The sequence below is a fragment of the Enterobacter sp. BIDMC 29 genome, from assembly GCF_019378755.1.
GTDB lineage: Bacteria > Pseudomonadota > Gammaproteobacteria > Enterobacterales > Enterobacteriaceae > Enterobacter > Enterobacter ludwigii.
This window is the reverse complement of record NZ_CP080000.1, coordinates 3170686-3193272: the sequence shown is the minus strand read 5'-3', so window position 1 is coordinate 3193272 and position 22587 is coordinate 3170686. Positions and strand designations below refer to the sequence as shown.

The window sequence follows — 22587 nt, the reverse complement described above, 5'->3', positions numbered from 1 at the left end:
TTTGTGACTGCTGTCGGTTGAGTCCGTTTTTCTCGTCATCTGATCTGAGAAAAACGTCCGCATAGTGCCAGTAATACCGGCTCAACCCTTAAGCAAATCATGCCCCTGGCAGGGATCCCTGTTGCCGGGCGGTGGTCCGCCCGGCAGAGAATTACGCCTGACGCTTGTCTTCCGTATTGGTCTCGAAGTCGCTCGCCGCGTGGCGTTCGTGGAGCTGCTCGTTGAGCTCGCCGCTGGTGCGGTTAACGATACGCCCGCGCTTCACGGCAGGGCGGTGTGCCACATCTTTCGCCCAGCGCTGAACGTTGGTGTACTTCTCAGCGTCGAGGAACTCGGCGGCGTTATACACGCTACCCAGCGCCACGCAGCCGAACCACGGCCAGACCGCCATATCGGCGATGGTGTACTCTTCACCGGCCACGTAGCGGCTACGCGCCAGCTGTTTATCCAGCACGTCGAACAGGCGTTTGGCTTCCATCGTGAAGCGGTCAATCGCGTACTCAATCTTCACCGGTGCGTAGTTATAGAAGTGGCCGAAACCGCCGCCGAGGAACGGGGCCGCGCCCTGCAGCCAGAACAGCCAGTTCAGGGTTTCCGTACGTCCCGCCGGATCTTTTGGCAGGAAATGGCCGAACTTCTCTGCCAGATAGAGCAGGATGCTGCCGGATTCAAATACGCGCGTGGGTGGCGTCGTGGAGTGGTCACGCAGCGCCGGTATTTTCGAGTTCGGGTTCACTTCAACAAAGCCGCTGGAGAACTGGTCGCCTTCACCAATGCGAATCAACCATGCATCGTACTCGGCACCCGTCACGCCAAGCGCCAGAAGCTCTTCCAGCATGATGGTCACTTTCTGCCCGTTTGGTGTGCCCAGAGAATAGAGCTGCAGCGGATGCGAACCCACGGGTAACTCTTTCTCATGCGTGGCACCGGAGATCGGACGGTTAATATTGGCGAACGCGCCGCCGCCGTTCTTTTTCCATTCCCACACTTTGGGTGGCTGATAGGTATTTTCGTCTGACATGTTGGCCTGCCTTTTTTGTGATGTGTTGAGGGAGTGTAGCAGGAGTTCATAGGAGGGTTTAGCGAACTGAGCGCAATACATTTCCCCTTCGCGCCACACTACACAGACAGCGGAACGGGTGTATGATAAATCCCACCTCTGTCAGGTTAATTACAACGTGCAGACGACGACAACCCTTTCAACATTGCCGCCTGCCCGTCTTAGGTTGGATACATGCGTAAAGGAAAGTTAAGCAGTGACGCGCCATTCGGGACGTTATTAGGTTATGCGCCGGGTGGCGTGGCGATTTACTCTTCAAACTACGGCAGTCTCGATCCGCGTCGTTATCCGGAAGACGCGGATTTTCGCAGCTATATTGGCAATGAATACATGGGCCACAAGTGGCAGTGTGTTGAGTTCGCCCGCCGTTTTCTGTTCCTCAATTATGGATGTGTTTTCACCGACGTCGGTATGGCGTGGGAGATCTTCTCTCTGCGCTTTTTGCGCCAGGTCGTGAACGATAACATCCTGCCGCTTCAGGCCTTTGCCAATGGGTCGAAACGTGCGCCGCAGGCCGGGGCGTTGCTTATCTGGCAAAAGGGCGGGGAGTTTCATGAGACCGGCCACGTTGCCGTGATCGCGCAACTGTTAGACGATAAGGTGCGCATTGCCGAGCAGAACGTTATTCACTCTCCGCTCCCGCTCGGGCAGCAGTGGACGCGCGAGCTGCGAATGACCGTTGAGAACGGTACTTACACGCTGCATGACACCTTTAACGATACCGAAATTCTCGGCTGGATGATCCAGACGGACGACACGGAGCACAGCATCCCGCAGCCGGAACTCGACGGTGAACTGCTGAAAATCAGCGGTGCGCGGCTGAAGAATAAACGTCAGTTTGACGGGAAATGGCTCAACGAAAACGACGCCCTGCAGCAGGCGTATGTCCGTGCAAACGGCCACTTTATCAATAAAGATCCCTGCCAGTATTTTACCATTACCGAAAGTGCCGAGCAGGAGCTGATCAAAGCGACCAATGAACTGCACCTGATGTACCTGCACGCGACCGACAAAGTGCTGAAGGACGATAACTTACTGGCGCTTTTTGACATCCCTAAAATCCTCTGGCCGCGTCTGCGCCTCTCATGGCAGTGGCGTCGTCACCATATGATCACCGGTCGTATGGATTTCTGCATGGATGAGCGTGGCATCAAGGTTTACGAGTACAACGCCGATTCCGCCTCCTGCCACACGGAAGGGGGATTAATCCTCGAAGAGTGGGTGAAGAACGGTTACCGAGGTAACGGCCACAATCCGGCGGAAGGTTTGCTGGAAGAACTTACCGGCGCGTGGAAGCACAGCCATGCGCGTCCGTTCGTGCACATCATGCAGGACAATGACGTCGAAGAGGATTATCACGCGCTCTTTATTCAGCGCTCTCTGCTGCAGGCCGGGTTTGAAACCAAAATTCTGCATGGGCTTAACGCTCTCAGCTGGGATGCGGCCGGGCAACTGATTGACGACGAAGGCCGTCACGTTAACTGCGTGTGGAAAACCTGGGCGTGGGAGACGGCGATAGAGCAGATCCGCGAGGTGAGCGAAACCGAATACGCCGCCGTGCCGATCCGCACCGGGCATCCGGCAGGTGACGTACGGCTGATTGACGTCCTGCTGCGTCCGGAAGTGCTGGTGTTCGAACCGCTGTGGACGGTTATTCCCGGCAACAAGGCGATCCTCCCGGTGCTCTGGCAGCTGTTCCCGAATCACCGTTATCTGCTCGATACCGATTTCGAGGTTAACGACCTGCTGAAACAGACCGGTTACGCCATCAAACCGATTGCCGGACGCTGCGGCAGCAATATCGATCTGATTAGCGCCGGGGATGAAGTGCTGGATAAGTCGAGCGGCAAGTTTGTCGATCGCAAAAATATCTACCAGCAGCTGTGGTGCCTGCCGAAGGTGGATGGCAAGCATATCCAGGTCTGTACGTTTACCGTGGGCGGTAACTACGGCGGCACCTGTCTGCGCGGGGATGATTCGCTGGTGGTGAAGAAAGAGAGCGACATCGAACCGTTGATTGTGGTGAAAGACAAGTAAGCTGTTCCGGCTGTCAACACACACCCGCAAGTGTTCCTTGCGGGTGTTTTTCGTTTTCTGGCGGCTCAGGGATGCTCGTCGTGCTGCTGACTTATCTTCAGGTCAATGATGCGGCCGATCTGGTCATGATAGACCGTCAGCAAATTGTACTGACTCATCTCTGAAATGATTTGTGGGGGAACGTTAAAGCTTCTCGCCAGCTCATCGTGACGCCAGGCATCGGGACGCCGCCGCCTTACCTGAGCGCGACGGCGATTGTACTGATACCACAGAATGAGCAACCAGCCGTTAAGCGCGGCGATCAGCAAATAGATCAGCACCGTATTAAACGAGGCAATAATAATGCCCCAGCGGTAGTTGCTCTCCTCGGTTACCTGCATCCACAGATTGGCATAGAGGAAAAACAGAAAACCTCCCCATGCCAGCAGCGTCAGCACCGCATCAAAAAGACGGGGCAATAGCCGATGTTCAGTCAGAATTAGCGTATTTTCGTTCATTGAATGCTTCCTTTTCCCCGGTCCGGACTGATCCAGCGCGCACGTGCACGCTGGCGTTTAAGCATGACTTTTGGAAAGGCGACGAGGGTGGTGAACAGACCAATCATCCAGTACACCATCGGGAACCAGATCACCCAGAAAAGTGAACTCGCCACGTTTCTTTCATAGCGTCGCTCGATATACAAACTGACGAGGAATTGCATCAGACACATGACCCCCAGAAGCAACCCGGTAAATTCAGGGGGAAACAGGCTCTCGACGGTCAGGTTTGTGGGTAACGTAATGATATGGCTGACAATGAACAGCAACACGGTCACCGCATAGGCGAATGCCCACAGCGTTGACAACGCGTACTCTAAAAACAGCGGCCACATGCGATGATGTTCCCAGCGCACGATCTTACGAAGGTTAACCAGAAAGACCTCTGCACCGCCCTGCGCCCAGCGTAAACGCTGTTTCCACAGACCTTTTAACGTCTCTGGCATCAGGATCCAGCACAGCGCCCGCGGCTCAAAAAAGATATCCCAGTGTCGAAGCTGAAGCTTCCAGCTGATGTCGATATCTTCGGTGATCATATCCGGGCTCCAGTACCCCACATCTGCCAGCGCCTGCCGGCGAAAGGCCGCAATAACCCCGGAGACGGTAAAGACCCTGCCGTAGATCCGCTGTGTCCGTTTGATGAGACCAATAATCGATGAGAACTCGCCTACCTGAATACGGCCAATCAGCGTTGATCGTGTGCGAATACGCGGATTCCCGGTGACGGCCCCGACGTGGGGATACTTAATCAGCGGCTCTACCAGATAGGCTGCGGTATCACGATCGAGCAGGGCGTCGCCATCAATACAGACCAGCAGATCGCCGCGCGCCGCCGCCGCACCGGCCTTAAGCGCCACCGCCTTTCCCTGATTTTCTGCGAGGTGAATGACGCGCAGGCGCGGCTGTTCCTGCGCCAGCTGCTGCAGCACCTCTGCGGTGTTGTCGGAAGAACCATCGTTGATCGCGATAACTTCGATATGGGGGTAGCGCTGATCCAGCGCGGCGCTAATGGTCTCCCGGGCATTTCTTTCCTCGTTGAAACACGGGATCAGGATTGAAATTAACGGATCGCCGTCTAACGTGGGAGCGGGCGTCTGCTTATCCCATGACCAGTGCCGTTCAAGCTGAAACCAGAAATAGAGCCCCCCGGTTATCCAGAGCACGGACATGAACAGTGGCCAGAAGAAGACAAAATCCAGAATCAGTTCTCCGGTAAAGAGGGCAGCCACGCCCAGAGGCAACCCGAATACCAGGCATAAAATAGAGAATGCGATAATGCGATCAGTCATTGTCAGGGTACCAGTACGAAGAGAATTCAGGCCTGATGCGTGAAATATCAGGTTGGTTGTTGATGAAATCGTCGGGGTAGTAACCATAATTTTTGATGCCGTTCAGCTGGAGAACGCGCATCCACTGCGCCAGACGCGTGTCGGGCACGGCACGTTGAGGTTTCTGCTCCCAGTCCCGGGCCTGTAGCTCGAAAAGGGTTTTATTGAGCGCACCGGGCCGTGCGGCAACGGCGGCGATCAACCGCGTGAGCCAGGCATCGCTTTCCTCGGCCGGAACGGATTCCATCAGCGGCATAGCCATCGGAACCGTCCAGTCGTAGGTCATCAGAAAATCATCCAGATTTTGTGCAAACCACGCTTCGCTCTCGGGCTGCAGGATGGGCAGGGCGAACATATTCCGCGCAGTTTTAATCTGCGGGCCGCGTATGTTTTTCACCGCCTGGCTAAGGCTGCGGGTAAAGCCGATGAGCGTCTGACTTTTAAAGCGACTCCAGGCATGAAGGGCGGCCGGATCGTGTTGCATCGCGGCGATGCTGCGGTTATTCCAGGCGCGCAGGGCATCCGGGCCGGCATCTTCAAAGTCTGTCAGCACCGCATCGTCGTGAAATAAGATCCCATTGAAGCTGGCGTAGCGGGCAAGATCTTCATAGATTTCCGTGACCTGCTGACGAACCTCGGGGTTCCACGGGGAGAGGCGGATATAGGGATCGGTAGCCTCGTGCAATTGGCCCGTTTGACGATCCCAGCGCTGTACCCGCGGGAGTGCGGGTGAGAGATCGAAAGAGAGCACCGGCATCCACGCATAGACTTTTACGCCTGCACGGGTTTGCAGCTGCCAGGCGACAAAATTAAACAGATCGGCGCGCACCGGAAGCCGGCTGTTAGGGAAGTAGAGCGCTTTGATCGTGCCATCGCCCACTGGATCGGAAAACGCCTGCAGGAAAACATGACTGATTTTCATGTCGTAAACCCGCTGGACAAGTTTGTTGATGTTGTTGGTTTGCTGGGCCGGATCGGGATCGTAGACATAATCGAGATCGACATGCATGACGCGCACGGGATCGGCCTCCTGAATCTGGCTGACCGTGCTGGCAAAGGATTTGAGCGAGGGATTTCCGGAAATCAAAAGACGCGGAATATTGCCGAGATCGCGCACATCCGCCAGCCCATCCTCAAGGGTAAAGGCCAGCTGATAACCTTGCTTTCTGGCGATGGCGAGCGATGTGCCGTTCGCGGCGCCATAGGGCCAGACCCAGGCGCGGGGCGCTTTTCCCGTCACCCGGGTAATTTTGTCGGTAACTTTGCGCACGTCATCAGCGATCCGCTGGTTGAACTGCCGATCGGTTTCATAACGCCCCGTCGCTTTATCGTAAAAGCGGTTGGCGATGGCGGGTTCACGGCTTCCCTGTGGGTTAGCCGGTATGCCGTAATGCGAAGCCCAGGTATGCGAGCCAATCTCAACCAGCGGAGACTGGCTTAGCTCCCGCACCATATCCCAGGTTGCAAAGCGCTCGCGGGGCGTCATCAGTCCGCCGAAATTGACCTGCTGATTCGCTGGTGTATCTACCCAACTGCCCACCGGTGCCCACAGCGCAGGGACGCTCCAGGCCTGAAGGAGTGGCCAGACGCGGGTGTAGAAACTGCTGTAGCCATCATCAAAGCTGAGTAAATAGGCTCTGGGCGGCAGCGTTTTTTTGCCCTCATGCGCATCCAGAATATCCTGCACGCTAATGGCGTGATAACCGTGATGCACAAGCCAGCCGATCTGCTCGTTTAGGGCGCTGGTACGAACGGACAGGTAGCGCTGATCGGCTGCATCATCTTCAACGTCATGGTAGGCCAGAACCAGAAAATGGTTTTTTGGCCAGGGTTTACTTGCCTCAGGCTGTGGCCGTTCCTGGGGGGACATAAACGAGAGGGCCTGAGCGCAGACGCTCGCGCTGAGGCATAACCAGCCGATAATTATCAGGCTCACAGAAAAACGTTTGTTCAGCATATTCATCCTTAAAAGCGTAAATTCGCATCAAACGTGACGGAGAGATTGCTTTCTCGTTTACCGTCGAAAGGGCGCTTGTCCCAGTTCAGCATCACGCCGCTATCAATGACGTTGTTCCATTGAATGCGCTGCCCGTAACCCAGCAGGGCGATGGCACCAGCAGGCTGATTTTTCTGCCAGTATTCCCCGCCGCCGAGAACGACCTGCTGGCTCCAGAGCGTGTCGTAATGGCGGTACATCTGATGATCGACGGACAGGGCTGCCGTTACGGACAGATCCCGCTCCGGGTTGTAATAGAGCGTGTCCCGCAGGGTGTTAGTACTCGCTGATATACCCGGTTCGAGATCCAGCGTCAGGGTGGGTGTCTGCCACAGCCGCTCTTTACCCGTAAGGGCGAACTCCTGGCGGCGGTTATGGTCGGAAAAGTGGCTGGCAGAAGCGTTAAACTGGTACTCACGGCGTTCGTTTTGATACCAGCGGACCCAGCCTTCTCCCCGGTTTGCGCTGACGCCATTACGCAGTGCCCGTAAAGGCGTCGTGCGTGAAAGACGTTCAAGGTTTCCGCCCACCTGCCAGCTATCGTTCAGGCTGTACGCCGCCGAGAGGCGAGCACCGGGCTTGTTTGCACCGTGATAATGGTTACCGGAGAGTTCTGCTTCGACCAGAAGGTCGCGAGGCCGCCATTCGATGCCGGCAAACAGGTGGCGGCTGCTGCCTTTGCCTTCGTCGAAATTGCCCTGCGCAAATCGGGTTCCACCAAAAAGCCGCCAGTTATCCGCGACGGGCGGACCGTAGAGCGTGGCATCCCAGCTCAGATCGTGTGTGCCGCTGACGGGGTTATCAGAGTGCAGTCCTTTGCCCGCGTTCAGACGCAGTTCGGACAGATGATGGACGTTTCTGAGCCTGTCCAGACGTCGGGCGCTCCCGTCGACAGGCGCGCGGGCGATAACGTCATCGGCCAGTAAATCCATCTGTCGCCACTCCTGCAGATCCATTGCGACGTAGGCCTGCTGCCGTTCCAGCTCGATATTGGATGGCTCCAGCGTCTCGGCCATTTTGAGCTTTTGCTCCGCCGCCCGCGGCAGACCCCGCGCCTGAAGTAAGGTGGCGTAATCAATCTGTAATCCCTGATTTCCCGGCGCTGACGCAGCCAGACGTTGCGCCAGCTTTTCGGCTTGCGGAAGGGCATTGGTCATCAGCAAATAGTTAAAGGTGAGCGACTGCCCGATGAGCCATTGATCGTTGGGTTGCGGGGTTGGCGAACCGAAATCGTAGCGGGTCCAGGGCGTGTTACGGGTTATCTTCTCAACATACTGGCGAGCGGCCTGATACTGCCCGGTATCCAGCCAGGCGTAGAAAAGCGCATGATCGTCGTCCTGCGGATCCGGCGCATAGTCTGGATAACGTTTGAGAAGCGAGAGGGCGGCATCGGCATTTTTCTCCTCCAGATACGCGGAGATAACCCAGCCAATTGCCCAGGTCGGCACGGGATGCTGAGCCGACGTTAACGCCTGATATTCCCTGATGACCTGTGGATAATCACCGTGGGCGTGAAGCGCACCAAGCCGATCGACACGGGCCCGGATAACGTCCTCCGCTGCCTGAGGTTCGTTTTGCCAGCGGGACAGCAGCTCGTCATAGCGGTTCAGCGCCGCTTGCGCGAGCTGCAAACGCTCTGTTTCAGTACGGGCAGGCACATCGGCGAGGCGTACCATTTCGGCGGCGGCGTTGAGTGCCAGACGGCGGCGTTGCGCGGGGGGCAGCGTCACCGTTTGTGAAAGCCGCAGGGCAGGCGTGTCGGCCCGGTTGTCTGTTAACGCATCAATCAACTCAGTACGAAGGGCGTCATCCGCTGGCGCACTATTCAACGCGCGGATGTCTGCTAAAAGCCGCTCCTGGTTTTTCCCCAGGCGTGAATAGACATAAGAGAGCATCTGGAGGTGAGCCAGAGAGGGCTTTTCCGCCACCCGTTGCCGGGCTTCCTGCAGAGCCAGTGTATCCATGCGGGCGTCGGCGAGGGTTTTGATGTAGCCGATGCGATAATCGTCGTTATCCGGTGCAAGGTTACACGCCTCCTTCCAGAGCATTAACGCAGGTTGCCACGCCTTTTGGTTTCGCCTTGCCTGAGCAGCAGCAGCCACGCCACGGGCAGGAAGAGCCATATAGACCTTATAACGCAGCCAGACCTGAATAACGTCGTCATCACGACCCGCCCAGGACGCCACCTGCAACCAGTCCGCAACCTGCTCAGGCGTCAGGGCATGTTGCTGCTGATAACGCTGAAGATATTGCAGAAAAGGTGCGTAATTACCGTTACGCGCCTGCTGAATCTGTTGTTCATATACTGATTCTGCTGCCTGAACCAGAAAGGGGAAAAGTAATAACAGAAACAATAAAGCGGGAGTGCGGTAAAAGAATAACGTATTGAAGCGAAGTGATCTTTCCATATCTATTTGCCATTTGTTTATCATAAATCCATTGCATAACACGGCCGCCTTTAAGCACGGGGTTAAAGGCCATAAATGAGAACGTTTAATCTGAATGCAGTTACGTTATGGGGTACTTACTTAAAGGTAATTATGGGTCCTTATGGTCAGGGCTAAGTGGCTGGTAATGTACACCCGATATGTTGGCAGATAAATATGTTGAAAAGCAGGGTGGTTGTTTTGAGATAATTCTGTAATGAGCTGTCCTAAACGATTATTTTGAAATGAGTTTATATTTGTAATTTTATGATTTTATTGGTTTTTATTTATATTGTGACAAATTTGTTTATATTTTTAATGTGCCTTATTGGTGTGAATTAAAGTACTTTCCGGTGCATGTTTGGGAAGTTTCATGACAAAAATTCTTAATATCCATAAAAGTGACTTTTCTGAGATTGTTTTTTACTTATAATTAATGGCAGCCATTGAATGATAGTCTATGGGAAGGCGTATCAATGAATGTGCGAATTGAGGGTCAATCAAAGCCAGAATACATTTATCGTTAATATAAAAGCGCTATAAAACGAAGGCGGACTTCTTTCCGAAGGGTCGTTCTTGCTTTAATCTAAAAGGGATGGTTAGTGGCAACTTCAATAGTGTTAGTGACACAGGATCGCTACCTTGTCAGGGGGATGAGGATATTTTTTCCGGATATAATCCTGCTGGACTCCATTGACAGAAAGATATTTGATAACGGCGCAGATGAATATTCTGTATTGATTGATAGCCGTGCACCGCTGCGTTTATATGATTACCTGATACGCCATCCGGCCAGAACGAAAAAAACAATCTGCTGCGTTATGCTCGATATGCGGCATCGCGAGGAGAATCTGCTCAGCATGAAGTTGTTTATGAACACGTCGCTCACGGCACCCGATATGGCGTCGTTATTCAACCTGGTACTCAACATGAAGGGCAAACGTCTGACAACAAAGTGGCTGCTGAACGTACGGCTGAGCACGCATGAAGCCATTATGCTGCGGTTGCTCAGGGCTGGCATGGCGATGGAAGAGGTGGCACAGGAACTGAATACGTCGATTAAAAGCCTCTACCGTAAACGGACCGCGCTCTCAGAACGGCTGGGGGCAGAGAACTTCAACGAGGCTTGTTTGTTTATCTTTAAAAATAAACTGCTGGATTCGGATGGGAACGATCCCTAGCTTTGCTTTACCCCAAAAGCAAAAACCCGCCACGAGGGCGGGTTTTCTGAAGAGTGGTGCCCGGACTCGGAATCGAACCAAGGACACGGGGATTTTCAATCCCCTGCTCTACCGACTGAGCTATCCGGGCAACGGGGCGCATTAAACCTGATATGCCCTCTGCCGTCAACGAAATTTGTTGTTTTCGTAACGGACTGCACACTCTCTCACCAGTTCGCCGTAAACTTAAGCAAAAAAGTGCGTCCAGAGCGCGGATAGCGGCATTGCAATCAACAACGCGGGCAGCATATTCACCACCGCAAACATCTTTATTCCGCATATCCGCAGCCCTGTCGCCAGCAGCAGCAGGCCACCGACGGCGGTGAAGTCGGCCATCATTGCCGGCGTGGTGAGAGGAAGGATCAGTGTGGCGCAGGTAGCGAGGGCCAGCTGGATAAGCAGCATGGGCACGCAAATCGCGGCGACGGCGATGCCGAGGGTCGTGGCAAAAATGGTGGCCGTGAAGAAATCAAGAAACGCCTTCGCAATCAATATGCTGGGGTCGCCAGTCATGCCTTCCTGCATTGAACCGAAAATGCCTGTGCCGCTGGCGCAAAAAAGAATAATTATCGCGACGTAGTTCTGAATAAACGACTCGTGAGTGCCGTTTTTCGCCTTGCCCGGGTGGGCAATCAGGTTTTTGGCTTTGCTGACCGCATTGTTAATACCCTTTTCCAGATAGCAGAACTCGCCAATGAGCGCGCCGAGCAGGGTAGCAAGCACCATCACCGGCAGGTTGGCGCACTTGATCACCAGTAAAATGCCGATACCTAACGAGGCCAGGCCGAATATTGAGGGCATGGAAGAGCGAATACGCTCCGGCAACCGCTGACTTAATACGGCGCCAAGTACGCCGCCCAGCAATACGGCACCGGCATTGATAAAGGGTCCGATAACCACCGTGAACTCCTGTTAGTTAATCATGGGTATTGCAGGATTATGACACGCCAGGGGCCTGTTAAGCTTAGGTTTAGGCGGGTTAACGCATACTGATTGCTTCTTGCACCTCAAAATAAAAGGTGACATGATTGCGCGAAATTTCTCCTTCCTGTGTACGGAGCCGCCAATGATGATGTTGTCTGTCGCTGCGCGAACGCTCACCCGTATCGATATTATCTACTCCTGTCTCACCGTTCGGTGAGGGTAACTGCACTTATGAAAACCATGAAAATCGCCGTCAGCCGCGAGCTGGTCTCTACTGTGTCTACGCACCGCGAAAAGGTGACGCTGGATAACACTGATTTTACGGATGTGGCGGCAGTCGTCATTACCCCCGTGGAAAGTTGCAGCGGCATTCTGGCATTGCTTAAACGCACGGGCTTTCAGCTTCCGGTGTTTATTTACTCGCAAGAGCCGTCTGACGTTCCTGATGGCGCAACGGCAGTGATATCAGGTAAAGCTCAGGAGTTTCTGGAACTGGAGACGGCGGCCAGCCGGTATGAAGAGAATCTGTTGCCGCCATTTTTTGACACCCTGAGCCAGTACGTGGCGATGGGCAACAGTACTTTTGCCTGTCCGGGACACCAGCACGGTGCATTTTTTAAAAAACACCCTGCGGGACGGCAGTTCTATGAATTCTTCGGCGAGAACGTATTTCGCGCCGATATGTGCAATGCCGATGTGAAACTGGGCGATCTGCTGATCCACGAAGGCTCCGCCAAGCATGCCCAGAAGTTCGCAGCAAAAGTCTTTAATGCTGATAAAACCTACTTTGTGCTGAACGGCACCTCCGCTGCAAATAAGGTGGTCACCAATGCGCTGCTGACCCGCGGCGACCTGGTGCTGTTCGATCGCAACAACCATAAGTCCAACCACCACGGTGCGCTGATCCAGGCGGGTGCCACGCCGGTTTATCTTGAAGCGGCGCGTAACCCGTTTGGTTTTATTGGCGGGATTGACGCGCAGTGCTTTGACGACGCGTACCTGCGAAATCAGATCCGTGAAGTTGCGCCGGAAAAGGCCATGGAGAAACGCCCGTTTCGTCTGGCGATCATTCAGCTTGGCACCTACGATGGCACGATCTACAACGCCCGTCAGGTGATCGACAAGATCGGCCATCTTTGTGACTACATCCTGTTTGATTCGGCCTGGGTGGGCTACGAGCAGTTTATTCCGATGATGGCGGAAACCTCTCCGCTGTTACTGGATCTGAACGAGAACGATCCGGGCATTTTCGTGACGCAGTCGGTGCATAAACAGCAGGCCGGGTTCTCGCAGACTTCGCAGATCCATAAAAAGGATAATCACATTCGCGGCCAGGCGCGTTTCTGTCCGCACAAGCGCCTCAACAATGCGTTCATGCTCCATGCCTCGACCAGTCCGTTCTATCCGCTGTTCGCGGCTCTCGATGTGAACGCGAAAATCCATGAAGGGGAGAGCGGGCGCCGGCTTTGGGCGGAGTGTGTTGAGCTGGGCATTGAGGCCCGCAAGGCGATCATTGCCAACTGCCATATGATCAAACCGTTTATTCCGCCAATGGTGGCCGGGCGTCCATGGCAGGATCATCCCACATACGCCATCGCCAGCGAGCGCCGCTTCTTCAGCTTTGAGCCGGGGGCTAAATGGCACGGGTTTGAAGGCTATGCCAGCGAGCAGTATTTCGTCGATCCGTGCAAGCTGCTGCTGACCACGCCGGGTATTGATGCGGAAACCGGGGAATATACCGAGTTCGGTATTCCGGCGACCATTCTTGCGCACTACCTGCGTGAAAACGGTATTGTGCCTGAGAAATGCGATCTCAACTCGATCCTCTTCCTGCTGACGCCTGCCGAAAGCAGTGAGAAGCTGGGGCTGCTGGTGGCGATGCTGGGTCAGTTTGAACAGCATATTGAAGACGATACGCCGCTTGCTGACGTCCTGCCGACCATCTACCAGAAATACCCGGTACGGTATCGCGATTACACCCTTCGCCAGCTCTGCCAGGAGATGCACGATCTCTACGTGAGCTTTGACGTTAAAGATCTGCAGAAGGCAATGTTCCGTAAAGAGAGTCTGCCAGAACGGGCGATGAATCCGCAGGATGCGAATCAGGCGTATATTCGCGGGAAGGTGGAGTTGGTGCGCATCCGTGATGCCGGCGGACGCATTGCCGCCGAGGGCGCGCTGCCGTATCCCCCTGGCGTACTGTGCGTGGTGCCGGGTGAAATCTGGGGTGGGGCGGTACAGCGTTACTTCCTGGCGCTGGAGGAGGGCATCAACCTGCTGCCAGGCTTCTCGCCGGAACTGCAGGGCGTTTACAGCGAAAAGGATCCCGACGGGATTAAGCGACTGTACGGGTATGTTTTGTCATAGCCGCCGTCATCCGTAATCCCGGCCCTCTCCCCAAAAGAGAGGGTCAGGGCTCACACCGCACTTCTCTTATACATCCTCCGCGGATGCCCAATCTTTCCGTACAACATCTCTACGCTCAGAAACCCCGCCTCCACGCAGTGCTCCAGATAGCGTCGGGTGGTGGTTTTACTTAATCCTGTCTCCTGCACGACTTCGTCGACGGAAAAACAGTGTGTCGCCTTGTCGTTAAACAACGCCTGTACCCGTGCCAGCGTATTCTCCTCAATGCCTTTGCTGCCGTTATCCAGACGGTAGTTTTTCGCCTGCAGCTGGTAGAGCGAGTCGACGTTCTGCTGGTCGACAATCTTCCAGACCCGCTGTTGTTCGGCAAACTGCACAAAGCGTTCAAGCGACTGGCTGAGGCGTTTCCAGGAGACCGGCTTCAGGATGTAATCAAAGGCGCCATTCCGGATGGCCTGGCTGCAGGTGTCCATGTCGCTGGCAGCAGTAATGAAAATCACCGAACAGTTGGCGCGGGTGAGCATGGGGTCATTGATCAGTGTGATCCCTTTACCGTCCGGCAAATAGTTATCCAGCAGCATAAGCTGCGGCTGCTTGCTTTCAAGCTGGACCTGGGCGGCAGCGAGAGACGAGGCGATCCCTACCAGCCTCAGGCGCGGATGTTTACCGATAAGTTCCGCGTGCAGTTGCGCCAGTTCGTTCTCGTCTTCAACAATCAATACGTCGATAAGTTCATGTTGCATAGTCGGTATCTTCCAGTTGCTGGGCGGGACGCCGGGCGGGAATAAACAGTGAGAAAATGGCGCCGCGCGGGGTGTTATCGGCAATTTCTATCGCGCCGCCAGCCTGCGTAACATAGCTTTCGATCAGATACAGGCCAATCCCGTGATCGCCGCGTGTTTTGGTGGTGATGCCGCGTTCAAATATCCTGTCACGGATCTCCGGTTTGATGCCAACGCCCTGGTCGGCCACTTCGATAATCAGCTCCTGCTCGCTCAGTTTGATCAGCACTTCGACCGGTGCATGGGGAAGCGGTGAGCGCTGCGTCGCTTCGATGGCGTTATCCAGCAGGTTGCCGATGATTGAGATCAGCTCTTCTTCAGCCAGCGACGGGAACGGCCTGTCCAGCCGGCAGGCCGGGTCAAAACTGAGCTCGACCCCTTTCTCCCGCGCGCGGGCGGCTTTACCCAGCAACAGGCCACACAGGGTCGGGGAGCTGAAGCGGGAAGAGATAAAGTCCAGCAGCTCCTGAGCGTGTTCCGACTGCGCCTGAATATAGCCAATCGCCTCTTCATAGCGGCCCATGTGCAGCAGGCCGGATAGAGTGGTCATGCGGTTCAACTGCTCATGACGCATGATGCGCAGGTTATCGACATAGCGTTTAACCTGGCTGAGCTGGGCGCTAAGCGAGTCAATTTCATTCCGATCGCGGAAGGTGATCACCCAGCCCTGCAGCGAATCCTCAAGCATGATGCGCACCCGGCTGGCAATCACCGTGAGGGTGTTAAAACGGCAAATTTCATCATGGGTATCTTTCGCCAGCATCGTCTGCGTCGAGAAGAACGGGACAGGGTCGATAACCTGGCTAATCAGCTGCCCGCGCAGTTCACGGGCTGGCTGGCTCAGGCCAAGCAGCTTGCGCGCCGCCTGGTTGATCACCTCAATGCGCAGCTCATCATCAATGGCGATCACCCCTTCATAGATAGACTCCATCATCGCCTTTTGCTGGCGCACCAGCAGGCCGATTTCCCGTGGCTCCAGGGAGAAGATCTGCTTCTTGATACTGCGGGTAAAGAACCAGGAGAAGATAAAGAGCGCAATCAACAGCAGCACGGCGGCCAGCAGGATATTGACCACTTTGCTGACGGTAATGGTATCAAGGTAGCTGGTGAGATAACCCACCGAGACAATCCCCACCACTTGCCCCGCATCGTTGAAGATGGGCGCTTTGCTGCGCAGCGAAATACCCAACCCCCCTTTGCGGATGGTGGTGGTGCTTTTTCCCTGCAGGACCTCCTCATTGTCTCCACCGATAAGCGTCTTGCCCACTCTGTCGGCAAAGACCGAATGAAAAAGATGCAGACCTTTATTATCTCCAATCACAATAAAGCTGGCATCACTGTGAGCGGCAATTTTCTGCATAAAATCATGGATGGCTTTGATATCTTTTTGTTCAACCTCATCACGTAATGAGGGAATAAGTGCGATCTCTTCCGCCTGTATTTTGGCACGTGCACTCATTTCCTGATAAAGCTGCTTGCCGACATCGACGTAATAATATCCGCCCAGTAACGCAAAAAGTACTGAGAAAAAGGCGACCAGCGAAATAAACAGCTTAATCTGAAACGATACTTTCATAACTATCACGCGAGGTAGCAGCAAAGATTGCCAATATATCATCTTTTTTCGCGCGGATACCCGGTTTGCCGAAAACTTGTGATCCCTTGCACAGCAGGCCCTGTAAAAGAATTTTCCGAATAGTCTATGCGGCTGAAGCCGTCTGGAGAAATGTTATTTGATTGTTCATTTTAGAAAAGAAACCATAAAAACCACGGCAATAAATAAGGCGTAAATCACATTAAATAAAAGAAACCATTAAAACCATAGCTGCCATAAAAACTTCGCTTTTAATATGCCATTCCTCACATAAAGTAAGCCTTTGTGACTCTAAGCTGAACGCACAAAATAACTAAGGGGCTTATTATGAGCACAACTGACGATTCTTTCTCTGTTACCCACGACCCGATTGATATTCAGCGACCATCACTCAAAGAGCGCTGGTGGCATATTATGGATACGTGGAAAATCGGAATTATCCCTCTGCCACTGTTTGTCCTGGCTGGCGCGCTGATTGCCATTGATTGCCTCGGCGGCAAACTGCCCAGCGATATCGTGGTGATGGTCGCCACGCTCGCGTTCTTCGGTTTTGCCTGCGGTGAGTTTGGCAAGCGCCTGCCGATTGTCGGTAAACTCGGTGCGGCGGCGATTTGCGCCACCTTTATTCCTTCGGCACTGGTCTATTACGGTCTGCTGCCGGATGTGGTGGTGGAGTCCACCACGAAGTTCTACAAATCCACCAACATTCTGTATCTCTACATCTGCTGCATCATTGTCGGCAGCATCATGAGCATGAACCGCACCGTGCTGATTCAGGGCTTCCTGCGCATCTTCTTCCCGATGCTGTGCGGCGAAATTGTCGGCATGATTGTTGGCATGGGCGTAGGGATAGCGCTGGGCCTTGAGCCATTCCAGATCTTCTTCTTTATCATTCTGCCGATCATGGCGGGCGGTGTTGGGGAAGGGGCGATCCCACTCTCCATCGGCTATGCCACCCTGCTGCATATGGACCAGGGCGTGGCGCTCGGTCGCGTTCTGCCTATGGTTATGCTCGGCGGCCTGACGGCAATCATCATCTCCGGTTGCCTCAATCAGCTCGGTAAACGTTACCCGCACCTGACCGGCGAAGGCCAGCTGATGCCTAACCGTGCGAATACCGATGAAACCACCGCACAGCCTGCGTTCTCCGGTAAAGCAGACGTCACCACGATCGCTTCTGGCGCACTGCTGGCCGTTCTGCTCTACATGCTGGGGATGCTCGGTCACAAGCTGATTGGCCTGCCCGCACCGGTTGGCATGCTGTTTATGGCGGTGCTGGTCAAGCTCTGCAATGGCGCCTCTCCGCGTCTGCTGGAAGGCTCTCAGGTGGTGTACAAATTCTTCCAGACGTCAGTAACTTACCCCATTCTCTTCGCCGTGGGCGTGGCCATTACCCCCTGGCATGAGCTGGTCGCCGCATTCACGCTGACCAACCTGCTGGTGATTGTCAGCACCGTCTCCGCGCTGGTGGCGACCGGTTTCTTCGTGGGCAAAAAGATTGGCATGCACCCGATTGATGTCGCCATCGTCTCCTGCTGCCAGAGCGGCCAGGGCGGTACCGGTGACGTGGCGATTCTGACTGCAGGCAACCGTATGAGCCTGATGCCCTTCGCCCAGATTGCAACCCGTATTGGCGGCGCGATTAACGTCTCCATCTCTCTGCTGATACTGGGCAACTTCCTCGTTTAAGTTTTCAGGAAAGAACAATGAAACTCGCAAGCTTTTTATACCAGGGAACACGCAGCTACGGCATCGTTCAGGCCGAAGGTGTGATTGATTTAGGTCGCCGTCTCGGCGACCGCTACAGCGACCTCAAAGCGCTGCTGCAGGGCAACGGGCTGGCCGAGGCCACCCGTTATCTCAACGACGCCGTGGATGTCCCTCTGAATGCCATCACCTTCTTACCGGTGATTGAGCAGCCGGAAAAAATCCTCTGCGTGGGCATGAACTACGCCGACAAACGCAAAGAGTTTGACCAGCACAACCCGGCGCCGACGCTGTTTGTCCGCTTCCCGGATTCGCAGACCGGCCATAACGAACCGGTGCTGAAGCCGCGTCACTCCAGTGAATTCGACTACGAAGGAGAGCTGGCGGTCATCATCGGCAAAGCCGGAGAGAACATCAGCCGTGATGAGGCGCTGCGCCATGTGGCGGGTTACAGCTGCTATATGGACGGCTCCGCCCGCGACTGGCAGCACACCTGGTTTACGGCAGGCAAGAACTGGCGTCAGACCGGAGCGTTTGGCCCGTGGATGGCGACGGCTGATGAGATCCCGGACCCGCACCAGCTGGCGATCCGCACCTGGCTTAACGGCCGTATGGTGCAGGAAGACAACACCAGCAGCATGATCCACAAGGTCGCGGAGCTTATCGAATACATCAGCACCTTTACCCGTCTCAGCCCGGGCGATGTGATCATCACCGGCTCCCCTGGCGGCGTCGGCAAAAAGCGCAACCCGCCGCTGTTCATGAAAGAGGGCGATCGCATTGAGGTGGAGATCGAGCATATCGGTCATCTGAGCAATGTGATCATGGAAGCGCCCGCCACCGGGCTTGCGGCAGCACACTGAGTAAAACGGCATGAACAGTCAACCCACTATCGATTTTCGCCACACCCTTGTGGCGAAACACCCGGAACGCTTAAGCCAGATCCGTTACCTGCTGGCAGACAGCGGCCTTGGCCTGGACAACGACATCACGCTGTTTGTCGAAGCCTGGTCCGGCACGCAGCTGGTGGGTTGTGCCGGGCTTGCCGCTAACGTCATCAAGTGCGTGGCGGTAAACGAGCAGCTTCGTGGGGAGAACCTCAGCGCACGGTTGCTGGCAGAGGTGGAAAATGCGGCGCTGGAGCGCGGCCATTTTCACCTCTTCCTCTGCACCCGTCCGTGCAACAAGGAGCGCTTTGGCCGCAGCGGCTTCTGGCCGATTGCCCAGAGCGGGAACAACGCGGTGCTGATGGAGAACACCCCGCAGGGGATCCAGCGCTACTGCCGCGCGCTCAAGTGCCAGCGCAAGGCCGGGAAGAAGATTGGCGCGATCGTGATGAATGCGAATCCGTTTACCCTCGGCCACCGGCATCTGGTCGAGCAGGCCGCGGGGCAGTGCGATGCGCTGCATCTGTTTGTGGTGCGCGAGGATGCCTCGTTCTTCCCGTTCAGCGCCCGGCTAGAGATGGTACGGGCGGGCGTGGCGCATCTGCCGAACGTGATTGTGCATGAAGGATCGCAGTACATCATCTCCCGCGCCACGTTCCCAGCCTACTTCCTGAAAGAGACCGGCAAAGTACAGCAGGCGTGGAGCGAAATCGATGTGCTGATCTTTCGGGACTTCATCGCCCCGGCGCTGGGTATTACGCATCGCTTTATCGGTTCGGAGCCGTTTTGCGATATCACCCGTCAATACAACCAGACGCTGCACGACCTGCTGGCCTCGCAGATTGACGTGGTGGAAATGCCGCGCATCAAGGTCACCGGCAACGCTATTTCCGCGTCGGAAGTCCGCCGCTTGCTGAAGACACAGCAGTTTTCCCGGATCCGGGAGATTGTCCCGGACTCCACCTTCGCGCACCTCGAAACGCATTACCGTGCGAGCGCGGAAGTCGCATAACTATCAGGAATTTATCATGAAAATTGTAAGGGAGGCGCTGGCCGGTACACAGGAGTCCAGCGACCTGATGGTAAAAATTGCCCCCGCTCAGGGTGAGCTGGAAATTATCATCCACAGTGAAGTGATTAAGCAGTTTGGCGAACATATTCGCCAGGTCGTTAACGACACATTGCGCGCCATGAACGTGCACCAGGGATTAATTATTGTTGAAGACAAAGGGGCGCTGGACTGTGTGATCCGCGCCCGCCTGCAAAGTGCGCTCCTGCGCGCAGCCGATGAGCCGACACTCAACTGGGGGGCGCTGAAATGAGCAAACTCCGCCGCAGTATGCTGTTCCTGCCGGGCGCAAACGCCGCCATGCTCTCTACGGCATTTATCTACCGCCCGGACTCCATCATGTTTGACCTTGAGGACGCCGTCGCCCTGCGCGAGAAGGATACCGCGCGCATGCTGGTGTTTCATGCCCTGCAACACCCGATGTATCAGGATATCGAAACCGTGGTGCGCATTAACCCGCTGAGCACGCCGTTTGGCTTGCTGGATCTGGAAGCCGCCGTGCGGGCAGGGGTGGACGTGATTCGATTGCCGAAAACCGACACCCCAGAGGATATCGATGAGCTGGAAGGGCATCTGGCGCGTATCGAGCGTGAATGTGGGCGCGAGCCGGGCTCGACCCGCGTCATGGCGGCTATTGAGTCGGCGATTGGGGTGATTAACGCCGTGGCCATTGCCCGCAGTTCTCCGCGCTTAATCGGGATCGCGCTGGCCGCCTTTGACTATGTGATGGACATGCAGACGGAACGCGGGGATGGCACTGAGCTGTTTTATGCCCGCTGTGCCGTGCTGCACGCCGCCCGCGCCGCGGGTATCGACGCTTTCGACGTGGTGTGGTCGGACGTTAACGATGAAGCCGGCTTCCTGCGCGAGGTCGATTTGATCCGCAAGATGGGCTTTAACGGTAAATCGCTGATTAACCCACGTCAGATTGACCTGTTACATAACGCCTATGCCCCAACCCAGCAGGAAGTGGATCACGCGAAACGGGTGATTGAAGCGGCAGAAGAGGGGGAGCGTAACGGCCTGGGCGTCGTGTCGCTCAACGGCAAAATGGTCGATGCCCCTATTATTAACCACGCGCAGATGGTGCTGGAACGCGCGGCGGCCTCCGGCGTGCGTCGTTAAGGATTACACAATGAATCAGACAGAACTTCTCCATGTGAATTTCCCCCATCTGCGGGACTTAAAACCGTTTGATGCCGCCCACAGCGCAACACCATGGCTGAACAGCCCTGACGAAAAACACACCCGTAAGCTCTGTGCTTCGGTCGAAGAGGCGGTGTTACGCAGCGGGTTACAGGACGGGATGACCGTCTCCTTCCACCACGCGTTTCGCGAAGGCGACCGGGTGATCAATACCGTCGTGGCGCTGCTTGCGCGTATGGGCTTTAAAAACCTGACGCTGGCTTCCAGCTCGCTGATGACCTGTAACGACGCGCTGATCGAACACATCGAAAGCGGCGTCATCACCCGGATTTACACCTCCGGTATGCGGGGCAAGCTGGCGGACGCTATCTCACACGGGTTGATGGCCGAGCCGGTACAAATTCACTCCCACGGCGGGCGCGTGAAGCTGTTGCAGGACGGCGAGCTGAATATCGACGTGGCGTTTCTTGGCGTGCCGTGCAGCGATGAATTTGGCAACGCCAACGGCACGCATGGGAAATCGTGCTGCGGCTCGCTTGGCTATGCAATGGTGGACGCGCATTTCGCCCGCAAGGTGGTGCTGCTGACCGAAGAACTGGTGCCGTTCCCGAATATGCCCGCCAGCCTGGTGCAGGATCAGGTGGATTACATTGTGCAGGTGGAGAGCGTGGGTGACCCGGCGAAAATCAGCGTCGGTGCGGCTCGCGTGACCAGTAATCCGCGTGAGCTGATGATTGCCCGCTACGCGGCGGATGTGATTGAACATTCAGGCTATTTCAAACCCGGTTTTTCCATGCAGACCGGCTCCGGTGCGGCGGCTACCGCCTGTACCCGCTTTATGGAGGAGAAAATGGAGCGCAGCGGCGTGAAGGCGCGCTTCGCGCTCGGGGGCATTACCGGCAGCCTGGTGGATCTGCACGAGAAAGGCCTGATCGAAAAGCTGCTCGATACCCAGTGTTTCGACGGCCAGGCCGCGGCCTCGCTGGCACGAAATCCGAATCATGTGGAGATCTCCACCAACGTTTATGCCAACCCCGGCAGCAAGGCAGCAAGCTGCGACCAGCTTGATGTGGTGATCCTCAGCGCCCTGGAAATTGACGTCGATTTTAACGTCAATGTTATTACCGGCTCTGACGGCGTAATGCGTGGGGCATCCGGCGGACATTGTGATGTGGCCGCGGCGGCGAACCTGACCATCGTAGTCGCCCCCCTGCTGCGTAGCCGTATTCCAACCGTCGTGAAGCGGGTGACCACCCGGCTGACGCCCGGGGAGAGCATCGACGTGCTGGTTACCGATCACGGCATCGCGGTTAACCCGGCACGCCCGGAAATCCGCGAACGACTGCTTGCCGCAGGCCTCAACGTTGTCGATATCAACGCGCTTTTCGAGCGGGCGATATCACTGACCGGCGTACCAAAACCCATTGAGTTTACCGACAAAATCGTCGGTGTGATCCGCTACCGCGACGGCAGCGTCATCGACACCGTTCGACAGGTGAAGGAGTAAT

Annotated in this window: 17 protein-coding genes and 1 tRNA gene; 9 read left to right on the top strand and 9 right to left on the bottom strand. The window is 55.5% G+C overall.

Annotated elements, in window-relative coordinates:
* Positions 1-151: 151 nt before the first annotated feature.
* On the bottom strand, positions 152-1021 hold the full coding sequence (gene yghU, locus JTA15_RS13970; RefSeq protein ID WP_020883668.1) for a glutathione-dependent disulfide-bond oxidoreductase: 870 nt from the start codon (positions 1019-1021) through the stop codon (positions 152-154).
* Positions 1022-1234: 213 nt separating this feature from the next.
* Here yghU and gss point away from each other — a divergent pair, with 213 nt between their 5' ends.
* The gene (gene gss, locus JTA15_RS13965) at positions 1235-3097 is read left to right on the top strand and encodes a bifunctional glutathionylspermidine amidase/synthase (RefSeq protein ID WP_025203162.1); all 1863 of its coding nucleotides are present in this window, start codon (positions 1235-1237) and stop codon (positions 3095-3097) included.
* A gap of 65 nt (positions 3098-3162) precedes the next feature.
* Here gss and pgaD read toward each other — a convergent pair whose 3' ends face one another.
* From pgaD to pgaA, 4 genes are read right to left on the bottom strand one after another with little or no spacing between them, the layout of a single operon-like run.
* A complete protein-coding gene (gene pgaD / locus JTA15_RS13960) occupies positions 3163-3594 on the bottom strand; it encodes a poly-beta-1,6-N-acetyl-D-glucosamine biosynthesis protein PgaD (RefSeq protein ID WP_014171599.1) in 432 nt (143 codons plus the stop codon).
* A complete protein-coding gene (gene pgaC, locus JTA15_RS13955) occupies positions 3591-4922 on the bottom strand; it encodes a poly-beta-1,6-N-acetyl-D-glucosamine synthase (protein ID WP_032678962.1) in 1332 nt (443 codons plus the stop codon). Before pgaC ends, pgaD begins: the two co-directional genes overlap by 4 nt.
* Positions 4915-6918: a poly-beta-1,6-N-acetyl-D-glucosamine N-deacetylase PgaB gene (gene pgaB, locus JTA15_RS13950; protein ID WP_219372417.1), complete on the bottom strand. Its 2004-nt coding sequence runs from the start codon at positions 6916-6918 to the stop codon at positions 4915-4917. Before pgaB ends, pgaC begins: the two co-directional genes overlap by 8 nt.
* Before the next feature lie 8 nt (positions 6919-6926).
* Positions 6927-9365, bottom strand: a complete 2439-nt coding sequence (gene pgaA, locus JTA15_RS13945; RefSeq protein WP_219372416.1) for a poly-beta-1,6 N-acetyl-D-glucosamine export porin PgaA — start codon at positions 9363-9365, stop codon at positions 6927-6929.
* Between the two features lie 671 nt (positions 9366-10036).
* Here pgaA and JTA15_RS13940 point away from each other — a divergent pair.
* Positions 10037-10564 carry a LuxR C-terminal-related transcriptional regulator gene (locus JTA15_RS13940; protein ID WP_151887187.1) on the top strand — a complete coding sequence of 176 codons (528 nt, stop codon included), beginning with the start codon at positions 10037-10039 and terminating at the stop codon, positions 10562-10564.
* A gap of 54 nt (positions 10565-10618) precedes the next feature.
* Here the strand turns inward: JTA15_RS13940 and JTA15_RS13935 are convergent.
* Both JTA15_RS13935 and JTA15_RS13930 read right to left on the bottom strand, forming a co-directional pair.
* Positions 10619-10694 (bottom strand) — tRNA-Phe (locus tag JTA15_RS13935).
* Between the two features lie 95 nt (positions 10695-10789).
* Positions 10790-11503: a DUF554 domain-containing protein gene (locus JTA15_RS13930; protein WP_025203244.1), complete on the bottom strand. Its 714-nt coding sequence runs from the start codon at positions 11501-11503 to the stop codon at positions 10790-10792.
* A gap of 255 nt (positions 11504-11758) precedes the next feature.
* Between JTA15_RS13930 and JTA15_RS13925 the strand changes: the two genes are divergently transcribed.
* Entirely contained in the window at positions 11759-13894 is a 2136-nt protein-coding gene (locus JTA15_RS13925; RefSeq protein ID WP_219372415.1) for an ornithine decarboxylase, read from the top strand.
* Between the two features lie 50 nt (positions 13895-13944).
* Here JTA15_RS13925 and JTA15_RS13920 read toward each other — a convergent pair whose 3' ends face one another.
* Both JTA15_RS13920 and JTA15_RS13915 read right to left on the bottom strand, forming a co-directional pair.
* Positions 13945-14637 carry a response regulator gene (locus JTA15_RS13920; protein WP_014171591.1) on the bottom strand — a complete coding sequence of 231 codons (693 nt, stop codon included), beginning with the start codon at positions 14635-14637 and terminating at the stop codon, positions 13945-13947.
* Positions 14627-16252 carry a sensor histidine kinase gene (locus JTA15_RS13915; RefSeq protein ID WP_025203246.1) on the bottom strand — a complete coding sequence of 542 codons (1626 nt, stop codon included), beginning with the start codon at positions 16250-16252 and terminating at the stop codon, positions 14627-14629. Before JTA15_RS13915 ends, JTA15_RS13920 begins: the two co-directional genes overlap by 11 nt.
* 345 nt (positions 16253-16597) lie before the next feature.
* Here JTA15_RS13915 and JTA15_RS13910 point away from each other — a divergent pair, with 345 nt between their 5' ends.
* From JTA15_RS13910 to citF, 6 genes are read left to right on the top strand one after another with little or no spacing between them, the layout of a single operon-like run.
* Positions 16598-17959, top strand: a complete 1362-nt coding sequence (locus tag JTA15_RS13910) for a 2-hydroxycarboxylate transporter family protein (protein ID WP_014171589.1) — start codon at positions 16598-16600, stop codon at positions 17957-17959.
* 17 nt (positions 17960-17976) lie between these two features.
* The gene (locus tag JTA15_RS13905) at positions 17977-18840 is read left to right on the top strand and encodes a fumarylacetoacetate hydrolase family protein (RefSeq protein ID WP_014171588.1); all 864 of its coding nucleotides are present in this window, start codon (positions 17977-17979) and stop codon (positions 18838-18840) included.
* A gap of 10 nt (positions 18841-18850) precedes the next feature.
* Positions 18851-19876 (top strand): [citrate (pro-3S)-lyase] ligase, encoded by a 1026-nt coding sequence (citC, locus tag JTA15_RS13900; protein ID WP_014171587.1) that lies wholly within the window; start codon positions 18851-18853, stop codon positions 19874-19876.
* A 16-nt stretch (positions 19877-19892) separates the two neighbouring features.
* The gene (gene citD / locus JTA15_RS13895) at positions 19893-20186 is read left to right on the top strand and encodes a citrate lyase acyl carrier protein (protein WP_020883681.1); all 294 of its coding nucleotides are present in this window, start codon (positions 19893-19895) and stop codon (positions 20184-20186) included.
* Entirely contained in the window at positions 20183-21058 is an 876-nt protein-coding gene (gene citE / locus JTA15_RS13890; protein ID WP_014171585.1) for a citrate (pro-3S)-lyase subunit beta, read from the top strand. The genes citD and citE overlap by 4 nt, the downstream gene beginning before the upstream one ends.
* A gap of 10 nt (positions 21059-21068) precedes the next feature.
* Positions 21069-22586 carry a citrate lyase subunit alpha gene (gene citF / locus JTA15_RS13885; RefSeq protein WP_047356733.1) on the top strand — a complete coding sequence of 506 codons (1518 nt, stop codon included), beginning with the start codon at positions 21069-21071 and terminating at the stop codon, positions 22584-22586.
* Position 22587: the final 1 nt, after the last annotated feature.

Bases quoted from the DNA above. Each gene is read 5' to 3' on its own strand.
- yghU (WP_020883668.1), bottom strand. From the start codon at position 1,021: ATGTCAGACGAAAATACCTATCAGCCACCCAAAGTGTGGGAATGGAAA.
- gss (WP_025203162.1), top strand. From the start codon at position 1,235: ATGCGTAAAGGAAAGTTAAGCAGTGACGCGCCATTCGGGACGTTATTA.
- pgaD (WP_014171599.1), bottom strand. From the start codon at position 3,594: ATGAACGAAAATACGCTAATTCTGACTGAACATCGGCTATTGCCCCGT.
- pgaC (WP_032678962.1), bottom strand. From the start codon at position 4,922: ATGACTGATCGCATTATCGCATTCTCTATTTTATGCCTGGTATTCGGG.
- pgaB (WP_219372417.1), bottom strand. From the start codon at position 6,918: ATGCTGAACAAACGTTTTTCTGTGAGCCTGATAATTATCGGCTGGTTA.
- pgaA (WP_219372416.1), bottom strand. From the start codon at position 9,365: ATGGAAAGATCACTTCGCTTCAATACGTTATTCTTTTACCGCACTCCC.
- JTA15_RS13940 (WP_151887187.1), top strand. From the start codon at position 10,037: ATGAGGATATTTTTTCCGGATATAATCCTGCTGGACTCCATTGACAGA.
- JTA15_RS13925 (WP_219372415.1), top strand. From the start codon at position 11,759: ATGAAAACCATGAAAATCGCCGTCAGCCGCGAGCTGGTCTCTACTGTG.
- JTA15_RS13920 (WP_014171591.1), bottom strand. From the start codon at position 14,637: ATGCAACATGAACTTATCGACGTATTGATTGTTGAAGACGAGAACGAA.
- JTA15_RS13915 (WP_025203246.1), bottom strand. From the start codon at position 16,252: ATGAAAGTATCGTTTCAGATTAAGCTGTTTATTTCGCTGGTCGCCTTT.
- JTA15_RS13910 (WP_014171589.1), top strand. From the start codon at position 16,598: ATGAGCACAACTGACGATTCTTTCTCTGTTACCCACGACCCGATTGAT.
- JTA15_RS13905 (WP_014171588.1), top strand. From the start codon at position 17,977: ATGAAACTCGCAAGCTTTTTATACCAGGGAACACGCAGCTACGGCATC.
- citC (WP_014171587.1), top strand. From the start codon at position 18,851: ATGAACAGTCAACCCACTATCGATTTTCGCCACACCCTTGTGGCGAAA.
- citD (WP_020883681.1), top strand. From the start codon at position 19,893: ATGAAAATTGTAAGGGAGGCGCTGGCCGGTACACAGGAGTCCAGCGAC.
- citE (WP_014171585.1), top strand. From the start codon at position 20,183: ATGAGCAAACTCCGCCGCAGTATGCTGTTCCTGCCGGGCGCAAACGCC.
- citF (WP_047356733.1), top strand. From the start codon at position 21,069: ATGAATCAGACAGAACTTCTCCATGTGAATTTCCCCCATCTGCGGGAC.